This is a genomic window from Paenibacillus sp. FSL R7-0312 (assembly GCF_038004445.1).
GTDB lineage: Bacteria > Bacillota > Bacilli > Paenibacillales > Paenibacillaceae > Paenibacillus_AQ.
Genome location: NZ_JBBORE010000001.1, coordinates 5,885,008 through 5,903,385, shown reverse-complemented (window position 1 = coordinate 5,903,385; position 18,378 = coordinate 5,885,008). Strand labels below are relative to the sequence as shown.

The window sequence follows — 18,378 nt, the reverse complement described above, 5'->3', positions numbered from 1 at the left end:
CTGTTGCCTTGAAGTGAAAATAGAACAGGGGATGGGGAAGTCCTAAGACTTCCCCATCCCCTGTATTAGCGGTCATATGAAGCGGCCATACGTTCAGCCGCTTATCTGTTCCAGGATGCTCTTCCTACTCCGGGGTTCCTTGGGTCACCCCGTGCACATAAGTCTGCCATGGGGAATCCAGTGCCCCCTGACCCGGGTTGTACGTGAAGAAGTATTCCACGGTATCACCCTGCTGAAGGTTATTTACCGCGTAGGTGTAGTTGCCGTTGCCCGCGGAGGTCATTGCGACGTTCTGCTGTCCGCCGTTGTTAATTTTGTAATGCAGGTCGGCGAAGGTTGCGCCGTTCACATAGAACAGCAGGTTATTGCCTGTTTTTTTCAGGCCGCGCACCTGATCGCCGATCACAATGACCGCCGGAGGAGGGGACACAACCGTAATCGTGCTGGAGGCGGTTTTGTTGCCGTCTGCCGTTGTTGCCGTAACAGTTGCGGTACCCGGTGCAAGACCGGTTACGAGACCATTCTGGTTCACGGAGGCGGTACTGCTGTTGGATACGGTCCAGGCAACCTGTTGGTTAGTTGCACCAGACGGTGCCACATTGGCGGTCAGCTGGACGCTCTGTCCGGCCTGCACCTGGGCGGTGGAAGGGGTTACGGTGACACCACTAACCGGAACGTTGCCGGGATTGCCCGGATTCCCGCCGCCGCTGCCTTCCTTGTAGACCCGTACATAATCTACCTGCATCGTTGCCGGGATATCAGACGGAGCGGGGGAGAGCCCGCCGTCAAAATGTCCGCCTACCGCCAGATTCATAATCAGATAGAAGGGCTGGTCGAAGGGGGCATTTGGATTGTTCGGTGCCGCTACGGAATACCATTGCTCTCTGTTGACCTTGAAGAAGAATTTACCGTCCACATACCATTTCACATTGTCTTCTTCCCAGACGATGGAATAGACGTGATAATCGTTCGCGAAGGTCTGCCCCTCAGAGAAGTGATATTCACCGGAAATATACCGGTTCACAGGCCATTGTCCACCGAAATGTACGGCGCCGCTGGTCGTGCCGGGAAGCCGTCCCTTGGCTTCCATAATATCGATTTCACCGGATGCGGCCCATGCCCCGTAAGCAGCATCTTCCGGAAGCATCCACAGTGCAGGCCAGATCCCATTGCCTGTAGGCAGCTTAGCCCGAATGTCCACCCGGCCGTACTGGAAGGACAGATGATCCTTGGTGTTGATTTTGCCGGAGGAATACTGCGCATACCGGCTCGGGTCCTGCGGGAAGGACTTTGGCTCATTAATGGCCTTGATATTCAGCTGTCCGTTCTGGAGAAATACATTCTGGGTACTGTTCGTATAATGCTGCAGCTCGGCATTGCCCCAGCCCCAGCTATTGGGATCACTCGTGATATAGTACCCCTGCTCATAATTCCATTTGCCGGTGTCGAGCGCTGTCCCGCTGAACTCATCCTGCCAGAGGAGGTTCATACCTGCTACGGCAGGGTCCGAAGGTGTTCCGAGCGTAATATCTTCCTGGTCGCTTTCATCGGGACGCGGGGCATTGGGATTACCGGTGAAGGTGTAATAGACATAATTGCTGCCGACATTTCCGCCTTGCTGCCCGTTCAGCGGATACCCGATGCGGATTTCCATATTCACCTGGATCGGCTGGAACCACAGGCCATAGATGTAATCGGCCCAGTAGCCCCACTGGTTGGCAGCGGACATATTATTATAGCCGTTGCCGGCATAGACGAATCCGCTCTGTCCGGAATTGCTCAGATCCACCCACTGGCCGCCCGCTTTGATCTGATAGACGAATTTGCCAAGCTCGCTGCCAACCGGTGCGCCTCCGTCTATTTTAGGAAGGGGGAAGCCGATGGAGCCGTTGTTATCCGCTGTGTAAGCTGTGCCGTCGTAAGCAGTCAGTACGTACGAATTTCTAACAGGTGTATTAAAGGTGATGGTATAGATGAGATTCGCGGAAGAGGTCTTGGAGGCCAGTTTGACATTCATGGATTCAGTAACGGTAAACCAATAGCCTCCGCCACCATCGGTGAACTGGCCGAAGTTGCTGTCATAAATCCAGCCGCTGGCTGCGTTATTATCAATATCAATCCAGGTGCTACTGTTAACAGGTTTCACGTACACCTTCAGATCATCCGCCACGGCTTCATAAGTTAAGGCCGGATCATTGTTGAAGGTAGGGTAGGTAAAGCCTGCGCTGCCTGTAAAGCCTGCTGTAATCTGCGGCCCTTGTGTAGGCGCCATAGCCGAGATGGTTGTTGTGTTCAGGTTCTGAAAGGCCAGTGTGTAATTAAGTGTGACCGCGCTATTAGCCTTGGAGTAGAGCTGGATCTCGGTTGTTGCGGAGAGCGTGAACCAGTAGCCGTTCATCCCGCCGTCACTCCAGTGCCCCCAGTTCTGGTTGTAGACATAGCCGCCTGCGCTGTCGATGTCTATCCAGTTGCCGCTTACTTTCACTTTGACGCCCACATCGTCCGATACATCACTCCAGGTGGCGGAGCCGCCGTTGAACACTGGCATTACGAAACCGTAGCTCGCTTGTCCAACCCCTGATTTGGAGATAACTGGACCGTCTGCCGCTGAAAAATAGGTCATGGAGCTAACAGTGACACCTGCTGCTGCTGCAGTCTGAATTCTCGAAGCAGGCCACAGGCCGATGCCGGCCAGCATCACTAAGCTCAGGAACAAACATAATACCTTCTGTTTAAATCCGATATCCGTTAGGTGAAGTCGCTTCATACTTGCCCTCCTTTAATTAAATGGTAGTGAAGGTAACCGCTTACATGTGAGAGAACATCTTTATTCTATCGAAACTAATATCGCGCTAAAAGGGACAATACTTTTTGTTATGACCCAATTTTTTGGCTTTTGCTCACAAGGACTTCATCTGGCAGCGTTTCCCTTGGTCTATAGCACGTTATCCTGGTAATCGCCCTCTCTGCCATGCCTGCGGCGGATCAGCTGCCGGTATTCCGTGGGTTGCATATGCATCACATCCCGGAAGGCCCGTGTGAAGCTTTTGTAGCTTTCATATCCGACCATGGAGGCAATCTCGACGATCTTATGGTCCGTTTCTGCAAGCAGACGCCGGGCTTTATCCAGACGCACATCACGCAGGTATTCGGCGAAGCCTTTGCCGATATTCTTCTTGAACTGGTTGGAGAAATAAGCGTAATTCAGCGACACATGGTTGGACACCATCGCGAGATCCAGCGGCTTGTGGTAATTCTCGTGGATGAAACGGATAGCTTCGTTCAAGTCCTGAGAGTTGCGGTAGCTGCATTTGTATTCATAATAAAATTGGTTCAGCCGGAGCAGCTGCTGCTGCAGCGCCTGAATATAATCGCGGATGCCCGGATAGTCGAACAGGTTGCGCAGAGAGTCTAAGTCCAGCGCTTCTTCTCCCATGTACGGGCGGATTACACGCTCATATTCCTCCATCATCTGGACTACGGCCCGGCATAGCTGCTGTGTATATCGAATGTGATACCGCTGCAGTACATCCTTATGGAATAGGCCGGAGATTCCTTGCGTAATTCTGCCACCATTCTTAGTGCCGGTTAACTGGAACAGGGCATACAGCTCCTCATAGGGGAGCTCCCACTGCTGCTCCAGCCGCTCAATATGCGCGGGCAGGAGGCAACGTTTATCTGGAAACAGGAAGCTATGGCGGTACAGCTCCAATGCCAGCGTATAGCTGCCCGGAAGCTCCCTTAATCCCTGTTGCGGGCGGGTCATTGCGGTAATGGCCTCAATCTGCTCGGTTTGGAGCGCAGCAGGGAAGACCCCCGGATCTATGGCTGCATCAACCGCCAGGATCAGGTGGGGGCGGTGCTGAAGACAGATACAACCCTGTCTGCCATATACGCGGTAAGCAATAGATTCTATGCTATGGCTGCTGCTGGCACCCGGCTGGTTAATCCACAGCTCCTCGCGCAGAATGCAGAGCCGGTAGCTGCGCCATAGCTCTGCATTCTGCTGCTCAGTCGTGTTAATCCACGTTTCATCACCCGCCGCGCCTAGCATATACATGCGCAGCTCCTTACGGTCAGACTCCATGGCGCGGCGGGACAACTGCTCGAGATTACGCGAGAGCGACATTCGTGTCTGAATTTCCTGCCAGACATGCTCCACCGAGGACTGCAAATCCTCCCGCTTCACAGGCTTGAGCAGATAACCCTTAGCCCCAAGCTCAATGGCCTTCTGGGCATAGGCGAAATCGCTGTAGCCGCTAATAATCAGATAATCAACCTTAATACATTCCTCTTTGGTCTGAGCCATGAGCTCCAGGCCATCCATATCAGGCATCCGGATATCGGTAATCACGAGCTGGATGCTGTGCTGACGCAATAGCTCCAGTGCCTCAATTCCGCTCACAGCGCTGTATATATGGTCAAGCTGCAGAGGGAATTGGCGCAGCATAGCCTGCAGGCCGTCACGGATCTGCTTTTGATCATCCACAACCAGAATATTGATCATGCCTACCATCCTCCAAGATTCACATTTTCCCAAGGGAGCCGTATGGTTACGCAGGTATAGGCGCTCTGCACGCTGTCAATCCAAAGTCCGCAGCCCTTGCCGTAATGCAGCTGCAGGCGCTTATGCACGTTCTCCAGACCCAGCCCGTTCTTGCTGGTAATAATCGGCGTATCCGAGTCACCCCGCAGCACAGACTGCAGCCTCTCCAGCATCTGCGGATCAATACCTGCGCCGTCATCGCGGACCTCTATCAGCAGCAGGCTATCATTCTCTACCCTTACAGTAATTTGGATATGTACACTGCCGCCTGCAGGGGCTGCGTGATGCACGGCATTCTCTACGATAGGCTGCATGCACATTTTGGGAATCGTATAGCGCTGCACCTCCGGGGGAAGAGCGGCTGATAATTCAATGCTTCCGCCTTCCATGAAGTTGATGAACCGGATATAGCTGTGGATGTTGGCAAGCTCTTCACTGAGGGCAACCGTATCGCTGCGCCACTGCATGCTATAACGCAGCAGAGAGCCTAAAGAGACCAGTGCACCCGCAATAGCCGGCTGCTGCTGGACTTCCGCATGCATCCGGATCGACTCCAGGGCGTTGTACAGGAAATGGGAATTGATCTGTGAGTGCAGGGAGTGGAGCTGCGCGTTCTTGGCGATAAGCTGTTTATCCACCACCTGTGTCATCAGGTGCTGGATTTCGTCCAGCATATTATTGTAGCTGACGGCCACGTAGTCGATTTCGTCACCGGTTTCGTTATGCCGGAGTCCTGTATCAATCTTCGCATCCAATTGCCCCCTGCGTACCTTGCGCATAGAGACGAGCACCTTCTCCAGCCGCCGGAATATACGCCGGGTCATCTGTGAAACGAGCAGCAGCATAAGCAGCAGCACACAGGAGGTGACGGTGATCACAATCAGGTACCAGTTCCGCGGGCCCTGCATCAGCGCCTGATGGGAGGCGATATCGACCACATAGGCGTTCAGAGGAGCGATGTAGCGATACAGCGCGTAGTAGGTTTGATCCCCGGAGTGAATCTTAATCGGGTTATTCTGCTGCAGCACATCCAGCTGTTCGTGAATCCGGCTAAGAATTCCGTCCAGCTTCTCCCCGGCATTCTGCGGGAACTCATGCCCCGGATTGTATACATTCCGGAAAGCACTCGTTCCGTCCATTACTACGGTGAAGAAATCTCCGTGGGTGTCTTCAAGCAGATCGCTGAAAAAAACACTGTGCCTGGCGCGGATTTCCATAATCGTAGGGAGCTTCTGCTGTTGGCCCTGAAGCCTCACCAGCCTGTAGTAGGATAACGTATCCTCGCCATCCTTAAAGGCGGATAAGCGGAAGGCGGCCCCACCTTCATCCCGGAGCGTCATCCAGTAATCCTGCGGCCAAAACTTGCTGTAATGGTAGATTTCAGGCCAGATTTCGTATACATCCGGGTTATCGACATAGAAGCTTAGCTCACTTATCAGCTCATGGCTTTGAATGATATTATGCATCTGCTCATACTGGTCTTGCTTGAATTTCACGAGCCGCAGGCCGTCCCCGCGCATATTGGTGTGGATGAAATCCACAAATCCCTTCTGGGTCAGAGCGGTGGAGGAAGCGTTCTCAAGAATATCCATCCGGCTGCGCAGCCGCTCATTCAGGCGCGCTACATGATTGCTGCCCTCCGCCATAGCTTCCTTGTAGAGCTGGCTTTCCTGCGTGCGGATGAATAAAAAGGAGACCACAAACGCAGGTATGGCAATCATGAGGCTGAAGGCCAAAAACAGCTTGGTTGAGATGTGGGAATTCCGGTAAAGCTTCCTCATCGTAGTCAGCAAATACTTCATCTGGTTACCCTCCCATCCCTGTAATATACCATATATTACAAACCGGCTGGTAGGTAATAAGGCGTTGCGGCGTAAGGGGAGAAACCCCTCTAAGCAGGGAAGACCGGCCGCCATTCCGGCCGCCGGCATAGTTTAAGACATTATTCCGCCATTTTGGCTTTGCGTGCATCCAGCTCCGTCTGGCGGTACTCCTGAACCTGCTCGAAGCCATAGCTGTCGCGGCGGGACAGGAAGCTGTCGAAGATTTTGTCAAAAGCAGCTTCGTCCTTGGCCGTAATCAGCTCAGGGAGTACTTCTTCCCAGTTCTGGGAGATACGCGCCCAAGCCACCGCTACATCCGAATCGCCAAGCGGGTCCAGCCCTTTGTAGATACCGCTGTCGATATCGGCCTGTGCGTTCGCGAAGTCTTCCATCTGCTTGATCACAGGCGCTTTCTCCGGTCTCCACTGGTTGACGATAACAGGATTGCGCATCATCCAGTAGGTATCCAGTATGCCGTATTCCTTCTCCAGCTTCTCGATATTGCTGCCCAGCATGTCTGTGAATTCAGCCTTCAGCTGCGGTTTGCCGTCCACCGTATCCCAGGTTTCGCCTTCCTTGCCGAGAAACAGGTCACGCTGGCCCTCTTCACTGGCGAGGTAGGTCAGGAAGCGGATCGCACGCTCCGGATGCTCGGTGGATTTGCTGATCATGGTTACCATCCAGCCGTCCATGTTGCCGGGGAACAGCTTGGCACTGTCACCTTTGCTGTTCTGCGGCCCGTTAACTGCGATGTAGTTGGAGTCCGGATTAGCACCCGCAGCCAGCATCGGATTGACAGCCGTCATGCCGGTCCATTCGCGGATCATCATGAAGTAGCGGGCGTTGTTCGTTTTCTCTTCCACCTGGGTATCGGAATCCACCAGGAAATCTACGTTAAGCAGTCCGCGCTCGTAAGCGGTACGGAAGGTTTTGAGCCAGGCGATATAATCCGGGTCGGTCACCCGGTCATATACGCTGCCGTCTTTCTCATGCGGAACGGCCAGCAGATTCTGCAGATATTCCGTCATCCCGTAAGGGACATTTCCCTGGGCGAAAAAGGGGCTCATAGGCTGACCCTTATACTCGGAATACTTATCCTTCAGCAGCTGCAGCGCACCCAGGAAGCCCTCCGGGGTACTGAGGTCCGGACTGCCCATTTCCTCGTACAGATCTTTGCGGACCAGGAAGGTCTGATTGGCAGCTGTCATGCCGGTCTCGTGCATCAGGTTGGGGCTGTAGGAGTCATTCGGAACCCCATACGTGTTGCCGTTCTCCTGGCGGTACCACTTCAGCGTACCATCACCTGCTACCTTGTAGAAGTACGGATCATACTGATCGGCCAATTCATTGAGGGCATAGACATGATCGCCTTCCCACAGCTTTTTGACAGCGGTTTCCCAGGAACCCATAGAAATGAGGTCCGGCAGCTTGCCCGAGGTCATCATCAGTGTGATCTGCTCGTTAGCTTCACCGGAAGGGACCTCCAGCTTGACATTGACGCCCGTTTTCTCCGTCACATATTTGGAAGCCAGGCTCTCACCCCAGGTGTGTGCATACCAGTTCGCTCCAACAAACCAGGTTAAATCGATAGGGCTGGTATCGAGCTTCCAGGCGGGTTCATCAGGATTCTGAGTGGCTTCTGCCTGAGGCGCCGGTGTAGTATCAGCCTGCGGCGCAGTTGTGGGTGAACTTTCCTTATTCGCGGAATTGCTGCTGCATGCGGCCAGGGTTAACGTCAGGATTACAGCCAGAATAATGGCTAAGAATGGTTTGACAGATTTGCTTTTCAAGGCATAATCATCCTTTCTGTATGTGTGTAGAATGCTTCATTACGGCTAGCCTTTAATAGCACCTATCATTACACCTTTGACCAGATAGCGCTGGATGAAAGGGTAGAAGATGAGGATAGGCAGCGTAGCCACCATCATGGAGGCGAATTTGATCGAGTTGCCGGGAAGCCTTGCGCCGAATTGCGCCATCGCCTGCTGCTGCATGAAGGACATGGAGTTCTCGGCAATGATTTTGTACAGCATGGTCTGCAGCGGGAGCAGCTCCTGGGAATGGATATAGATGACTCCCTGATAATAGTCGTTCCAGTGATAGACTGCAGAGAAGAGGGAGATGGTGGCTATGACAGCCATGCTGTTGGGCAGGACAATCCGGAACAGAACGCCATAATCCGAAGCGCCGTCCACCTTGGCTGATTCCTCCAGGCTGTCCGGAATGGTGCGGAAGAAGCTCATAAATATAACCATATTAAAAAAAGTATACATGGAAGGGATGATGAATACCCAGAAACTATCATACAGGCCTAGCTTCGTCATGAGAATAAAGGAGGGAATCAGCCCGCCTGAGAACAGCATCGTAATCAAAGAGATTTTGAGATACAGCTTGCGGCCCATCAGATTGGACTTGCTCATTCCATAGGCTACGATAGCGGTGAACAGCACATGCACCACAGTCCCGATTACCGTACGCATGGTTGTGATGTAGAAGCCGTTCATCAGCGTCCTATCATTAAAGGCTACGCTGTAGCTGGCCAGCGAGAGCTCTTTGGGAAACCAGTTGACGGTACCCAGCGAGGCCTGCGCCGGTGAATTCAGCGAGTTGACGAGTACAAACCACATCGGGTACAGCGTCAGAAAGCAGACCGCCAGCATCAGCAGGGTATTGCCGATCTCAAAAGCGCCAATCCGCCGGAATCTTCCGCGTCTTGCCATGAATCTGTTGTCTCCTTTCCAGGGGGAGTCGGCTTCGCCGCTCATCATTCGTTTCTTCTAAAAAATACTGTCGCCGGTCAGCTTCTTGGAGGTCTGATTGGCCAACAGCAGCAGCCCCAGCGCTACAATCGAGCGGGCAAACAGGACGGCGGTGGAGAAGGAGTGACGCCCGGAGACCAGCCCCATGTTGTAAATGTAGAGGTCGAGACTCTCCGCCATCTTCATATTCATGTTGTTCTTAAGCATGAAGATCTGCTCGAAATTACTGCCGAGGATCCCGCTGACCGCAAGGATGAACAGAATCGCGATCGTGGGGCGGATGCTCTGCACGGTAATATGCCACATCCGCTGCCAGCGGTTCGCGCCGTCCAGCTCGGCTGCTTCATACAGCCCCGGATCAATACCGGCTATGGCTGCTATGTAGATAATGGCGCTCCAGCCGGTTTCCTTGAGCGTATCGGTGAAAAAGGTAATCCACCAGAAGTACTGAGGGTCGCTGTTGAACAGGATTTCCCGGTCCTGGAACCCGATCGCCATCATCAGCTGGTTAATCACACCGCCCTCCCCCAGCCAGTTGAGTGCGATTCCGCCAAAGATCGTCCAGGCGATGAAATGGGGCAGGTACGAGATTGTCTGCACCGTGCGCTTAAACCGCAGACCCCGGATTTCATTAAGCAGCAGGGCGAATAGAATGGGGATTGGAAAACCAAGTACGAGCTTAATCGTACTCATCCCGAGGGTATTGCGGATCGAGCGCCAAAACCGGTCATCCGTCATAAAATCCTGAAAATGCTTCAGCCCGACAAATGGCGACTCCAGCATAGGCTTAGCAATGCTGAAGTCCATAAAGGCGATGATCAGCCAAAACATAGGGATATAACAAAAGATGAACATCCAGAGAATGCCCGGTATTACCATGCTTTGCAGCTGCCACTGTCTGACAAGCGCTTTCATTTGTTCCGTTCTGTATTGGAACATGTGCTGTGCCCCCTTCCTCTTTCATCGTATGAGAAAAGGGCAGAGGAAAAAAGGCCATGATTATTGACCCTATCCCAATTTTTTGGATTCCACCCACCGGGTCTGGAAATTAAGTATGCTGTGATTAACTGAAGGGAGTGTGCGAAGGATGAACAAGCTTGTATGGGAGCAGGATTTCGTAAGCGGAAATGCGGATTTGCAGAGCTGGAATATCCGCCTGGGCAATGACTTATTAGACAATGACGGGAAGCCGGTGTATCCGGGCTGGGGCAACGGGGAGCAGCAGTTTTATACGGGGAATCCGGGGAATCTGTCTATTGGAGAAGAAGGCCTGCAGCTGTGTGCGCGCCGCGAAACTGTGGAGCAGGATGGACGCAGCTTCGCGTATACCTCGGCCCGGCTGGACACAAGGGACCAGTTCTCTTTCAGCTACGGCCGATTGGTCGTGCGTGCTAAGCTGCCGGTAGGGCAGGGAATTTGGCCCGCCATCTGGCTGCTTCCGCAGGATCAGGCTTACGGGCCCTGGCCCGCCTCCGGGGAGATCGATATGCTGGAGGCGAAGGGACGCCTGCCCCGGCAGATTGCGGGAACGCTGCATTATGGACCGGATCTTGCGCGGAAAGTCGTTGAAGAGTTCACCTATGAGCTGGAGAACGGAACGATTAACGAGTTCCGGGAGTATGCGCTGGAATGGGAAGCCGGTTCCATGCGCTGGCTGGTCGACGGGCATTGCTTCGCGGAGCGGGGTCTGGAGCCGGGGGTGATGCCCTTTGATCAGCCTTTTTATCTGCTGCTTAATCTTGCCGTGGGCGGCTGGTATGACAATGTGGCGGTGGACGAAGCTGCGCTGCCGGCGGTGATGACGGTGTCAAGCATCCGGCTGTATCAGCATTGAGGCAGCTTAAATTCCGGTGAAAATATCCTCCAGGCGGTCCCAGTTGGCGGCGACCCAATTATTTTCGTGGCGGAACCGGATGAGCGGTGTGAATTCATCCTTTTGGGGAACCGCAATCCATTCGGCTTCCCTCCACCACGTTAATTTAATGGAACGGATCAATTTGTTAACGGGTAATGGGATATGCTCGCGGTAGCCGGTCACAAAGGCTTGGACCCGGTCCAGCCGGAGCTGGTTGCCTGACAAGGCGCAGGACAGGATGGGGCGTGATATATCGAACTCCGGGTACACGAAATGCAGTCTGTCGAAGTCAAGGATAGCGGCTACTTCATCGGCGCTGAACAGAATATTATCGACGAACAAATCCCAGTGCCCCCAGCCCCGTTCGCAGTCTGCAAAGATACCGGTGTCCATTCCATCAATAATTCTCCGCTGAATCTCAAGCGCTGCAACCGTTTCGCCATTATGAAGGGTGGTGGCCTGAAGGTATCTTTTGTCCCAGTGCTTCACCATAGCTTCCTGGGTCCGTATATTCCAGTGCAGGGGCAATGGAGTCAGGTCCGTGTTCAGCAGCTTATGCATCCGGCCGACTACGCTCCCCAGTGCATACATTTGGGGCTCACTTGCTGAGCCCGGCTCAATACTGCTTCCGTCACACAGGTTCATCAGCACATACCGTTCCTGCGAAGGCGTTCGTAAGACATATTTCCCCTGATGTGAAAATAACTTCGGAACCGGGATGCCCTGCAGCTGCAGCTGATCCTGATGAGTCAATGAAATTTCAAGTCCGTGGGTGAGGTGTTCCGGATAACGTATCTTGCTGTATTGCTTCACGAATAAACGTCCGTGATCACTTTCAAGCTTCCATTTCAGATTCAGGAAACCCTGATCAATCTGCGTAGCTTCAGTAACGTGCACCCCGAAAATCTCTGAAATGGAGTCTAAGATTTCATCCCGGATGGTTGCGGCTGTGTCGGACATATAATATCTCCTCACCTGGAAATATAAATGATGAATGTATTCAGGGTTAACACTAGTTTAATCTCTGTAATGCTCCTATATGACTTTATTTTCACCGGAGTGAGGGGATTATTCAAGATAAATATTTGCTGAGAAACCGAAGGGCGATGCAGCCATTTACTGCCCGGTTAGTTTAAGTTCATAGACCAGTGAATGCTGAATACAGGTGCTTGAATTTACACTGTAAACCTTAAATGATGTACGTATTGCAACTTGGTTTCGCAGAAACAAGGGTGTGGGGATAGATTGTTGTATGAAATACAAGAATTGTCCCTCCAAGCCGCTTGGAGAAGGGGAAATGTTGCATTATGGTCATGAATTGTTTGCACGCTAGTGTGCACTAGGAGAATGGGTTCTTAACCGTGCGGTGAGGTTGGCATGAGCAGGAAAAAAGCTGGTAATGAACAAGCGAAAAGAGGTGTCCCAAGCCGCAGTACCGGCTGCCGGGACACCTCTTTATTGAAAATATAACATGCTTCACACGATAACTTATCCTTCTATGTCTCGCTGAAACGGTACCGTCCATATAAAAGGACGGTACCGTTTCTACTTGGGAGGCAACTTACACGAGTGAAAGCGTGAAGCGGAACGAATACGGACGGTTAGCAGGCAGGGTGAACTGCTCATGGGTCGGTGCACCCCAGCTGTCGTCACCGCCGACACCCATCTGCTTATAGTTCACGCGCAGCACCGTTTTGTTGGATACAGGAAGCTTGTAGCCATGATCGCTGGCTTCAAGCTCAGCGGCACTCCAAGGAAGAGCGTTGATCTCAATTGGCAATGCACCTTCTACATGCAAGCCGTGTCCATCACTGCCTGCAGTGACAGAAGCATATCTTACATCCGTCTTGTTGCCGCATTCCTGCGGACGGAGATATGGTGTGTATTGCCCGCTGACAGTGCCGCTGTAACGTCCCAGCGGAGCTCCGGACTGCCGGTCCCAGTAGTTCTCATGCGGGCCGCGGCCGTACCAGGAGATAGTGTCTAGGCTGCTGTCCAGCTCGAAGGCCATGCCGAATTCCGGAATCTCCGGCAGCTTGCTGCTGCCCGGCTGAAGCTCCTGAACAATCTCTACCGAGCCGTCCGTGCGGATCTCGTATTGAACACGCAGCAAGGACTTCGGCTGGGTATCCAGCAGATACTCAGTGGTCACGAAACCGAGACTGCCCTCAACCCGGCAGCTGAACCGGGTGAGCTGACGGCTGTAAGAGACTTCCTTCCAGACTGCGCAGCGCTCGGGATGCTTGTTGCCGAGGTCATTGTCAGTTACCGCTCTCCAGAAGTTAGGTCTTGCCGGTGCAAGCAGATGCTCTTTGCCGGAAGACTGGTAAGAAACCAGGGCGCCGGTTGCCGTGTCGAACGATATTCCGAAGCTGCTGCCTGCAAAAGTCACCAGCCCGTCTTGCTCATTGACCTGCAGCGTGCTTCCTGGAGTAACAGGTGCGCTGGCCGGAAGGTATGGTATTAGAACGAACTGTTCCCAGGCGATTTCGTGGTCTGCACCTGCCCAGGCCGTTTCGGACTGCTGGACGAATGAGACTGTGAGTACTGCTTCTTTACCGGTTTCAAGCAGGTCCTGATCGTATGAAATAGCAATTTCAGCGGTTTCACCAGGTGCTGCGGACAGCGGCAGCAGTCCTTCCTGCGCGGTTTCTCCGTCCAGAGCAAGCTTCCATTGCAGCTGATAGTCTGCCAGATCCGTAAACAGGAAGTTATTGCGAACCTGTAGACGTCCGTTCGGCAGATCCAGTGCGGTGATGACAATGCTCTGATAGCATTTTTTGACCTCCAGCAGCTTGGGAGTAACCGTACGGTCAGCAAACAGCAGGCCGTTGCCGCTGAAGTTGCCGTCATGCGGATTTTCCCCGAAATCGCCGCCGTAGGCCAGATAGCTTGTGCCGTCAACGGTAGTCGTGCGGATGGCCTGATCCACCCAGTCCCAGATAAAAGCGCCCTGAATGATGTCATACTTGTCAAACAGCTCGGTGTAGAGATGCAGACCGCCGCAGGAGTTGCCCATGGCATGGCTGTATTCGCAGAGAATATATGGCTTCTTGGGATGGTTCAGCGCATATCTCTCGACATCATCCGGTTTGATGTACATGGTAGATTCGATATCACTTGCGGCTTCTGACGCTCTGTAATGGAAAATCCCTTCGTAATGCACCGGACGGGTCGGATCGGCTTCCCGCAGATAGTCATGCATCGCCAGGAAGTTATCGCCGCCGAAGGACTCGTTACCGAGCGACCAGATGATAACCGACGGATGATTCTTGTCTCTTTGCATCATGGAGTTACAGCGGTCAATGACATTGGCGCGCCATTCCGGCCGGCTGGCAGGGACATTGTGCTCATGCAGCTCCTGCTGCTCGTATTGCCAGGAGCCATGGGTCTCCAGATTCGTCTCGTCGATGACATAGAGCCCGTATTCGTCACACAGCTCATACCATACGGACTGATTCGGATAATGGGAAGTCCGCACAGCGTTGATATTATGCGATTTCATGAGCTTGATGTCGGTGATCATATCTTCTCTGGAGAGTGCACGGCCGGTGTCGCAGGAGAATTCATGACGGTTGGTACCCTTGAGCACAATCCGTTTGCCGTTGATCTTCATGAGACCCTCATGGATCTCGAAGGTACGGAAGCCTACTTTGCAGCTGACTGCTTCCAGCACTTGTCCCTGATCATCTGATACAGCAATAACCAGTGTGTACAGATAAGGCTTCTCGGCGCTCCACTTCTTCGGGTTCGTCACTGCTGCGGAGAGCTGTAGCTGCTGAATTCCATCCTGGCCGAAAGCGACAGAGGCGGAGACAGGTTCAGCCCATAAGGGCTGTTCTTTACCGTCATAGAGCTGCACCTGTACCGAATGGGACTCAATTACCTTGTCAAAATAATTCTCTATCGTCAGATTTACATTCAGCTGCGCATCGGTAAACTTCTCATCCAGATCGGTGCGGACGAAGAAATCAGCAACCCTTACAGTCGGTGCAGTATACAGATAAACATCGCGGAATATTCCGCTCAGCCGCCAGAAATCCTGATCCTCCAGCCAGCTGGCATCGCACCAGCGGTAGACTTCTACAGCCAGCTTGTTGACACCGGGTACCAGATAAGCAGTAATATCGAATTCGGATGGCGTGAAGGTATCCTCACAGTACCCTGCCAGCTCACCGTTCACCCAGACATAGAAAGCGGATTCCACCCCCTGGAAGCTGAGGTACACTGGCTGCCCATTCCAAGTCTCGGGTACGGTGAAGGTGCGGATATAAGAGCCCACCGGATTGTACACGGTCGGTGCAAAAGGCGGCTTCAGCTCAGGCTCCGATAACGCCCATGGATAACGGACATTGGTATATTGCGGGTAATCATATCCCTGGAACTGCCAGTGGGAGGGAACGGTAATATCCGCCCAGTCTCCGGAGTCATAACCGGCGGTATAGAAATCCTTAATCCGTGCTTCCGCAGTTTCGGCGAATGCGAATTTCCAGGTTCCGTTCAAGGATTGATAACGGGATGAGGCTTCTTTAGTTCCTTGCAGGGCTTCAGCCACTGCCGGGAAAGACATCATGGAGGCATGCGCGTCTATCCGGTTCAATTGAAATAGCTCAGGATTATTATTCCACTCCGGATATCCGTTTGCAGGCTGCTGGTATGAGAGCTTCTGGCGCAAGTTAACATCTCCTTATATTGTTATATTCATATTATAGAATGGAGAATGACTGGGGTATATATAATGATATTCATCGAATATAACAAAATATGAAACAAGAATAGACTGGAATTTGAAACTGCGTGCCGTTATGATGAGGAGGTGGAACAGGAATACCGGCGGTTAGAACCCGCTGGGCTTTTAAAGGGGGGACGCCTGTGAGAAGTACAATGATCTTTTGCGAAATGGAAGAAACGCTTCCGCTTCCGCTCTATGCTACGACCATCGGGTACTGGGAGCATCAGGAAGAGACGGAACGTCCGGCGGGGTTTCCGGATTACCAGCTGCACCAGGTGCTTGGAGGCAAGGGAGAGCTGCATATCCGGGATAAATCCTATATTGCCGGTCCCGGGGATATCTTCTTTCTCTATCCGGATGTTCCCCATTCGTATGCACCGCTGAGCCGGGAATGGGAGCTGGCCTGGATTTCCTTTAACGGGCGGGAAGCGGCCCAGATGCTGCTCTATGCCGGAATACGCGAGTCAGGAATGGGGAGCTTAAGAGCGGAGCCCATCCTGAAACCGCTGGAGGAGATGCTTACCCTTTCATACGGCAATGAGCTTCAGGATAATCTGGAACGTTCGAAGTTATTGTACTCGCTGCTTCTGGATCTGAAACGCAGCCTGCTCCCCGCCTCGAATGAGGATAATGAGCTGGAGCGGATGAAGCCGGTGCTGCAATATATAGAGCTCCACCTGCACCGTCCGCTGCTGCTGAAGGAGCTGGCCGAGGTGGCTGAAGTGTCGCCGCAGTATCTGTGCCGGCTGTTTCAGCGCACCGTCCGCGAGCGGCCGGTCGCCTACATTAACAAACAGCGGGTGAACCGGAGCAAGCAGCTTATGTTCAGCAGCAGAGGGCAGAGAGTCTATGAAATCGCCCAGCGGGCAGGGTTCGAGAATGTCAGCTACTTCTGTGCTGTGTTCAAACGGATTACCGGTATGCAGCCCGAAGAGTGGAGGCGCCTGCATGGTCTGGATTAGGGACTGCCTGACTACGGATTCGTATCCGTATCCGTATCACAGACTCTCCCTCAGCCGGGCGTACATCCAGTAGCCATGCACTTTCCTCAAAGCATCGACGATCCGCTTCCGTTTATGAAGAGTAGTAGGCCAAGATCAGGCAAGTTCAAGCTTGAACACAACCGGCAGGGCGCTGGCCACCGCTGTGGTGCGGATCGTTAATGCTTCTGCATCCCGCTCCCAGGCAGGCTGCTCATCGAAACCGAGCACGGACATCTTTTGGATAATACCTTCGAAATAGGGGGATTTCTCCCTGAGCGATGTAATGCGCACAACGCCATCCGCAGGGAACACCAGGACAGTTGCATACAGGCAGCTTCCCTTCACGGTGAAGCGGATGTCCTCAGGGGTGAACACCTTGGCGCTGCCGTCGGTGAACTGTCCCTCTTCAATGCGTGTCGGCCCTTCACCGAACGTGCGCCAGAAGGAGCTATCATAAATGGCCTCACCATTTGTACCCAGCCAGCCGCCGATAGCAGCCAGAATCGCTTTATCTTCATCGGCAAAGCTGCCGTCTGCCCGCGGACCCACATTCAGCAGAAGATTGCCGTTTTTACTGACGATATCCACCAGATCGCGGATGATTTCTCCGGCCGATTTGAAGTCATTATTCTCCGTATAGCACCAGGAGTTTCGTGCTGCTGCAGTATCCGTCTGCCAGAAGAATGGCTTCAGCTCAGCGAATTGCCCCCGCTCTACATCGGGAATAGCTGTGCCGAACATGAAGGCATCATGTTTATAATTAATGGCAGCCGTAGTTCCCCGCTGAGCAGCCCGGTTGTAATAATAGGCGGCGAATTTCTTCAGATACGGCTTGAATACAGCATTCTCAATCCACCAGTCGAAATAGAAGACCTTAGGCTGATACTGGTCAACCAGCTCGCAGCAGCGGATCAGCCAGTCTTCCAGATACTCTTCAGACGGGGGAGAGCCGTAGAGATCGTGATGATCAGGTTCCGGCATGGACGGCCAGTAGAAATCGCCGCGTTCCAGCGGCTCATGGATATCGGACTCAAACTCTTTGCCGTGGGACATGAAGAACCAATGCTCCGCGCGGTGGGAGGAGACGCCCAGCTCCAGATCATGCTTCCCGAAGGCGGCCTTCAGCTCGCCGAGAATATCCCGCCCGGGCCCCATCTCGTACGTGTTATAATGGGAGACAGCGCTTTTATACATCTGGAAGCCGTCATGATGCTCTGCAACGGGAATGACATATCTGGCGCCGGAGGCTTGGAATAAGGCAGCCCACTCGCCGGGGTTGAACTGCTGCGCCGTGAACAAGGGAATGAAATCCTTATAACCGAAATCCTTGTGGTTCCCGTAGACAGCCAGATGATGCTCATATTCCTTCGTGCCTTGGATATACATATTGCGGGAATACCACTCGTTACTGAAGGCCGGGACAGAATACAGCCCCCAGTGAATGAAAATGCCGAATTTGGCCTGGCGGTACCACTGCGGCACCTCATACATACTTAGAGAATCCCAATCATCCTTATAGGGGCCGTTCTTAATGGTCTCGTCGATAAGGTGCAAATAATCAGTCATGTTCATAGTCAGTTTCTCATCCTCCCGCGATTAATATAACGCTTTCATTGTACCGGGCCGCAGGGGGATTAAGAATGTACGCGATTAACTTTCTGATGTACAAAAATAACCTTT

General features: G+C 52.9%; 11 protein-coding genes. 2 read left to right on the top strand and 9 right to left on the bottom strand.

The window, feature by feature from the left end:
• Positions 1-124: 124 nt before the first annotated feature.
• The 6 genes from MKX70_RS26105 to MKX70_RS26080 form a co-directional block, all read right to left on the bottom strand.
• The gene (locus MKX70_RS26105; protein ID WP_042235354.1) at positions 125-2,767 is read right to left on the bottom strand and encodes a family 16 glycosylhydrolase; all 2,643 of its coding nucleotides are present in this window, start codon (positions 2,765-2,767) and stop codon (positions 125-127) included.
• A 168-nt stretch (positions 2,768-2,935) separates the two neighbouring features.
• Positions 2,936-4,507, bottom strand: a complete 1,572-nt coding sequence (locus MKX70_RS26100) for a response regulator (RefSeq protein WP_042235356.1) — start codon at positions 4,505-4,507, stop codon at positions 2,936-2,938.
• A 2-nt stretch (positions 4,508-4,509) separates the two neighbouring features.
• Positions 4,510-6,348, bottom strand: coding sequence for a sensor histidine kinase (locus MKX70_RS26095; protein WP_042235358.1), 1,839 nt, complete (start codon positions 6,346-6,348; stop codon positions 4,510-4,512).
• Between the two features lie 140 nt (positions 6,349-6,488).
• Complete coding sequence (locus MKX70_RS26090; protein ID WP_340841152.1) at positions 6,489-8,159, bottom strand: extracellular solute-binding protein; 1,671 nt, start codon at positions 8,157-8,159, stop codon at positions 6,489-6,491.
• Between the two features lie 45 nt (positions 8,160-8,204).
• Positions 8,205-9,089, bottom strand: a complete 885-nt coding sequence (locus MKX70_RS26085) for a carbohydrate ABC transporter permease (RefSeq protein ID WP_340841151.1) — start codon at positions 9,087-9,089, stop codon at positions 8,205-8,207.
• Between the two features lie 57 nt (positions 9,090-9,146).
• On the bottom strand, positions 9,147-10,067 hold the full coding sequence (locus tag MKX70_RS26080; RefSeq protein ID WP_340841150.1) for an ABC transporter permease: 921 nt from the start codon (positions 10,065-10,067) through the stop codon (positions 9,147-9,149).
• Positions 10,068-10,215: 148 nt separating this feature from the next.
• Here MKX70_RS26080 and MKX70_RS26075 point away from each other — a divergent pair, with 148 nt between their 5' ends.
• On the top strand, positions 10,216-10,962 hold the full coding sequence (locus MKX70_RS26075; protein WP_340841149.1) for a glycoside hydrolase family 16 protein: 747 nt from the start codon (positions 10,216-10,218) through the stop codon (positions 10,960-10,962).
• A gap of 6 nt (positions 10,963-10,968) precedes the next feature.
• On the opposite strand, the gene MKX70_RS26070 is transcribed toward MKX70_RS26075, so the two are convergent.
• Positions 10,969-11,943: a phosphotransferase gene (locus MKX70_RS26070; protein ID WP_042235361.1), complete on the bottom strand. Its 975-nt coding sequence runs from the start codon at positions 11,941-11,943 to the stop codon at positions 10,969-10,971.
• 601 nt (positions 11,944-12,544) lie between these two features.
• Positions 12,545-15,658, bottom strand: coding sequence for a glycoside hydrolase family 2 TIM barrel-domain containing protein (locus tag MKX70_RS26065; protein ID WP_340841148.1), 3,114 nt, complete (start codon positions 15,656-15,658; stop codon positions 12,545-12,547).
• 197 nt (positions 15,659-15,855) lie between these two features.
• On the opposite strand from MKX70_RS26065, the gene MKX70_RS26060 reads away from it, so the two are divergent.
• Positions 15,856-16,677: an AraC family transcriptional regulator gene (locus MKX70_RS26060; RefSeq protein WP_042235364.1), complete on the top strand. Its 822-nt coding sequence runs from the start codon at positions 15,856-15,858 to the stop codon at positions 16,675-16,677.
• A gap of 135 nt (positions 16,678-16,812) precedes the next feature.
• Here the strand turns inward: MKX70_RS26060 and MKX70_RS26055 are convergent, their stop codons facing one another.
• Entirely contained in the window at positions 16,813-18,270 is a 1,458-nt protein-coding gene (locus MKX70_RS26055; RefSeq protein WP_340841147.1) for an alpha-L-fucosidase, read from the bottom strand.
• Positions 18,271-18,378: the final 108 nt, after the last annotated feature.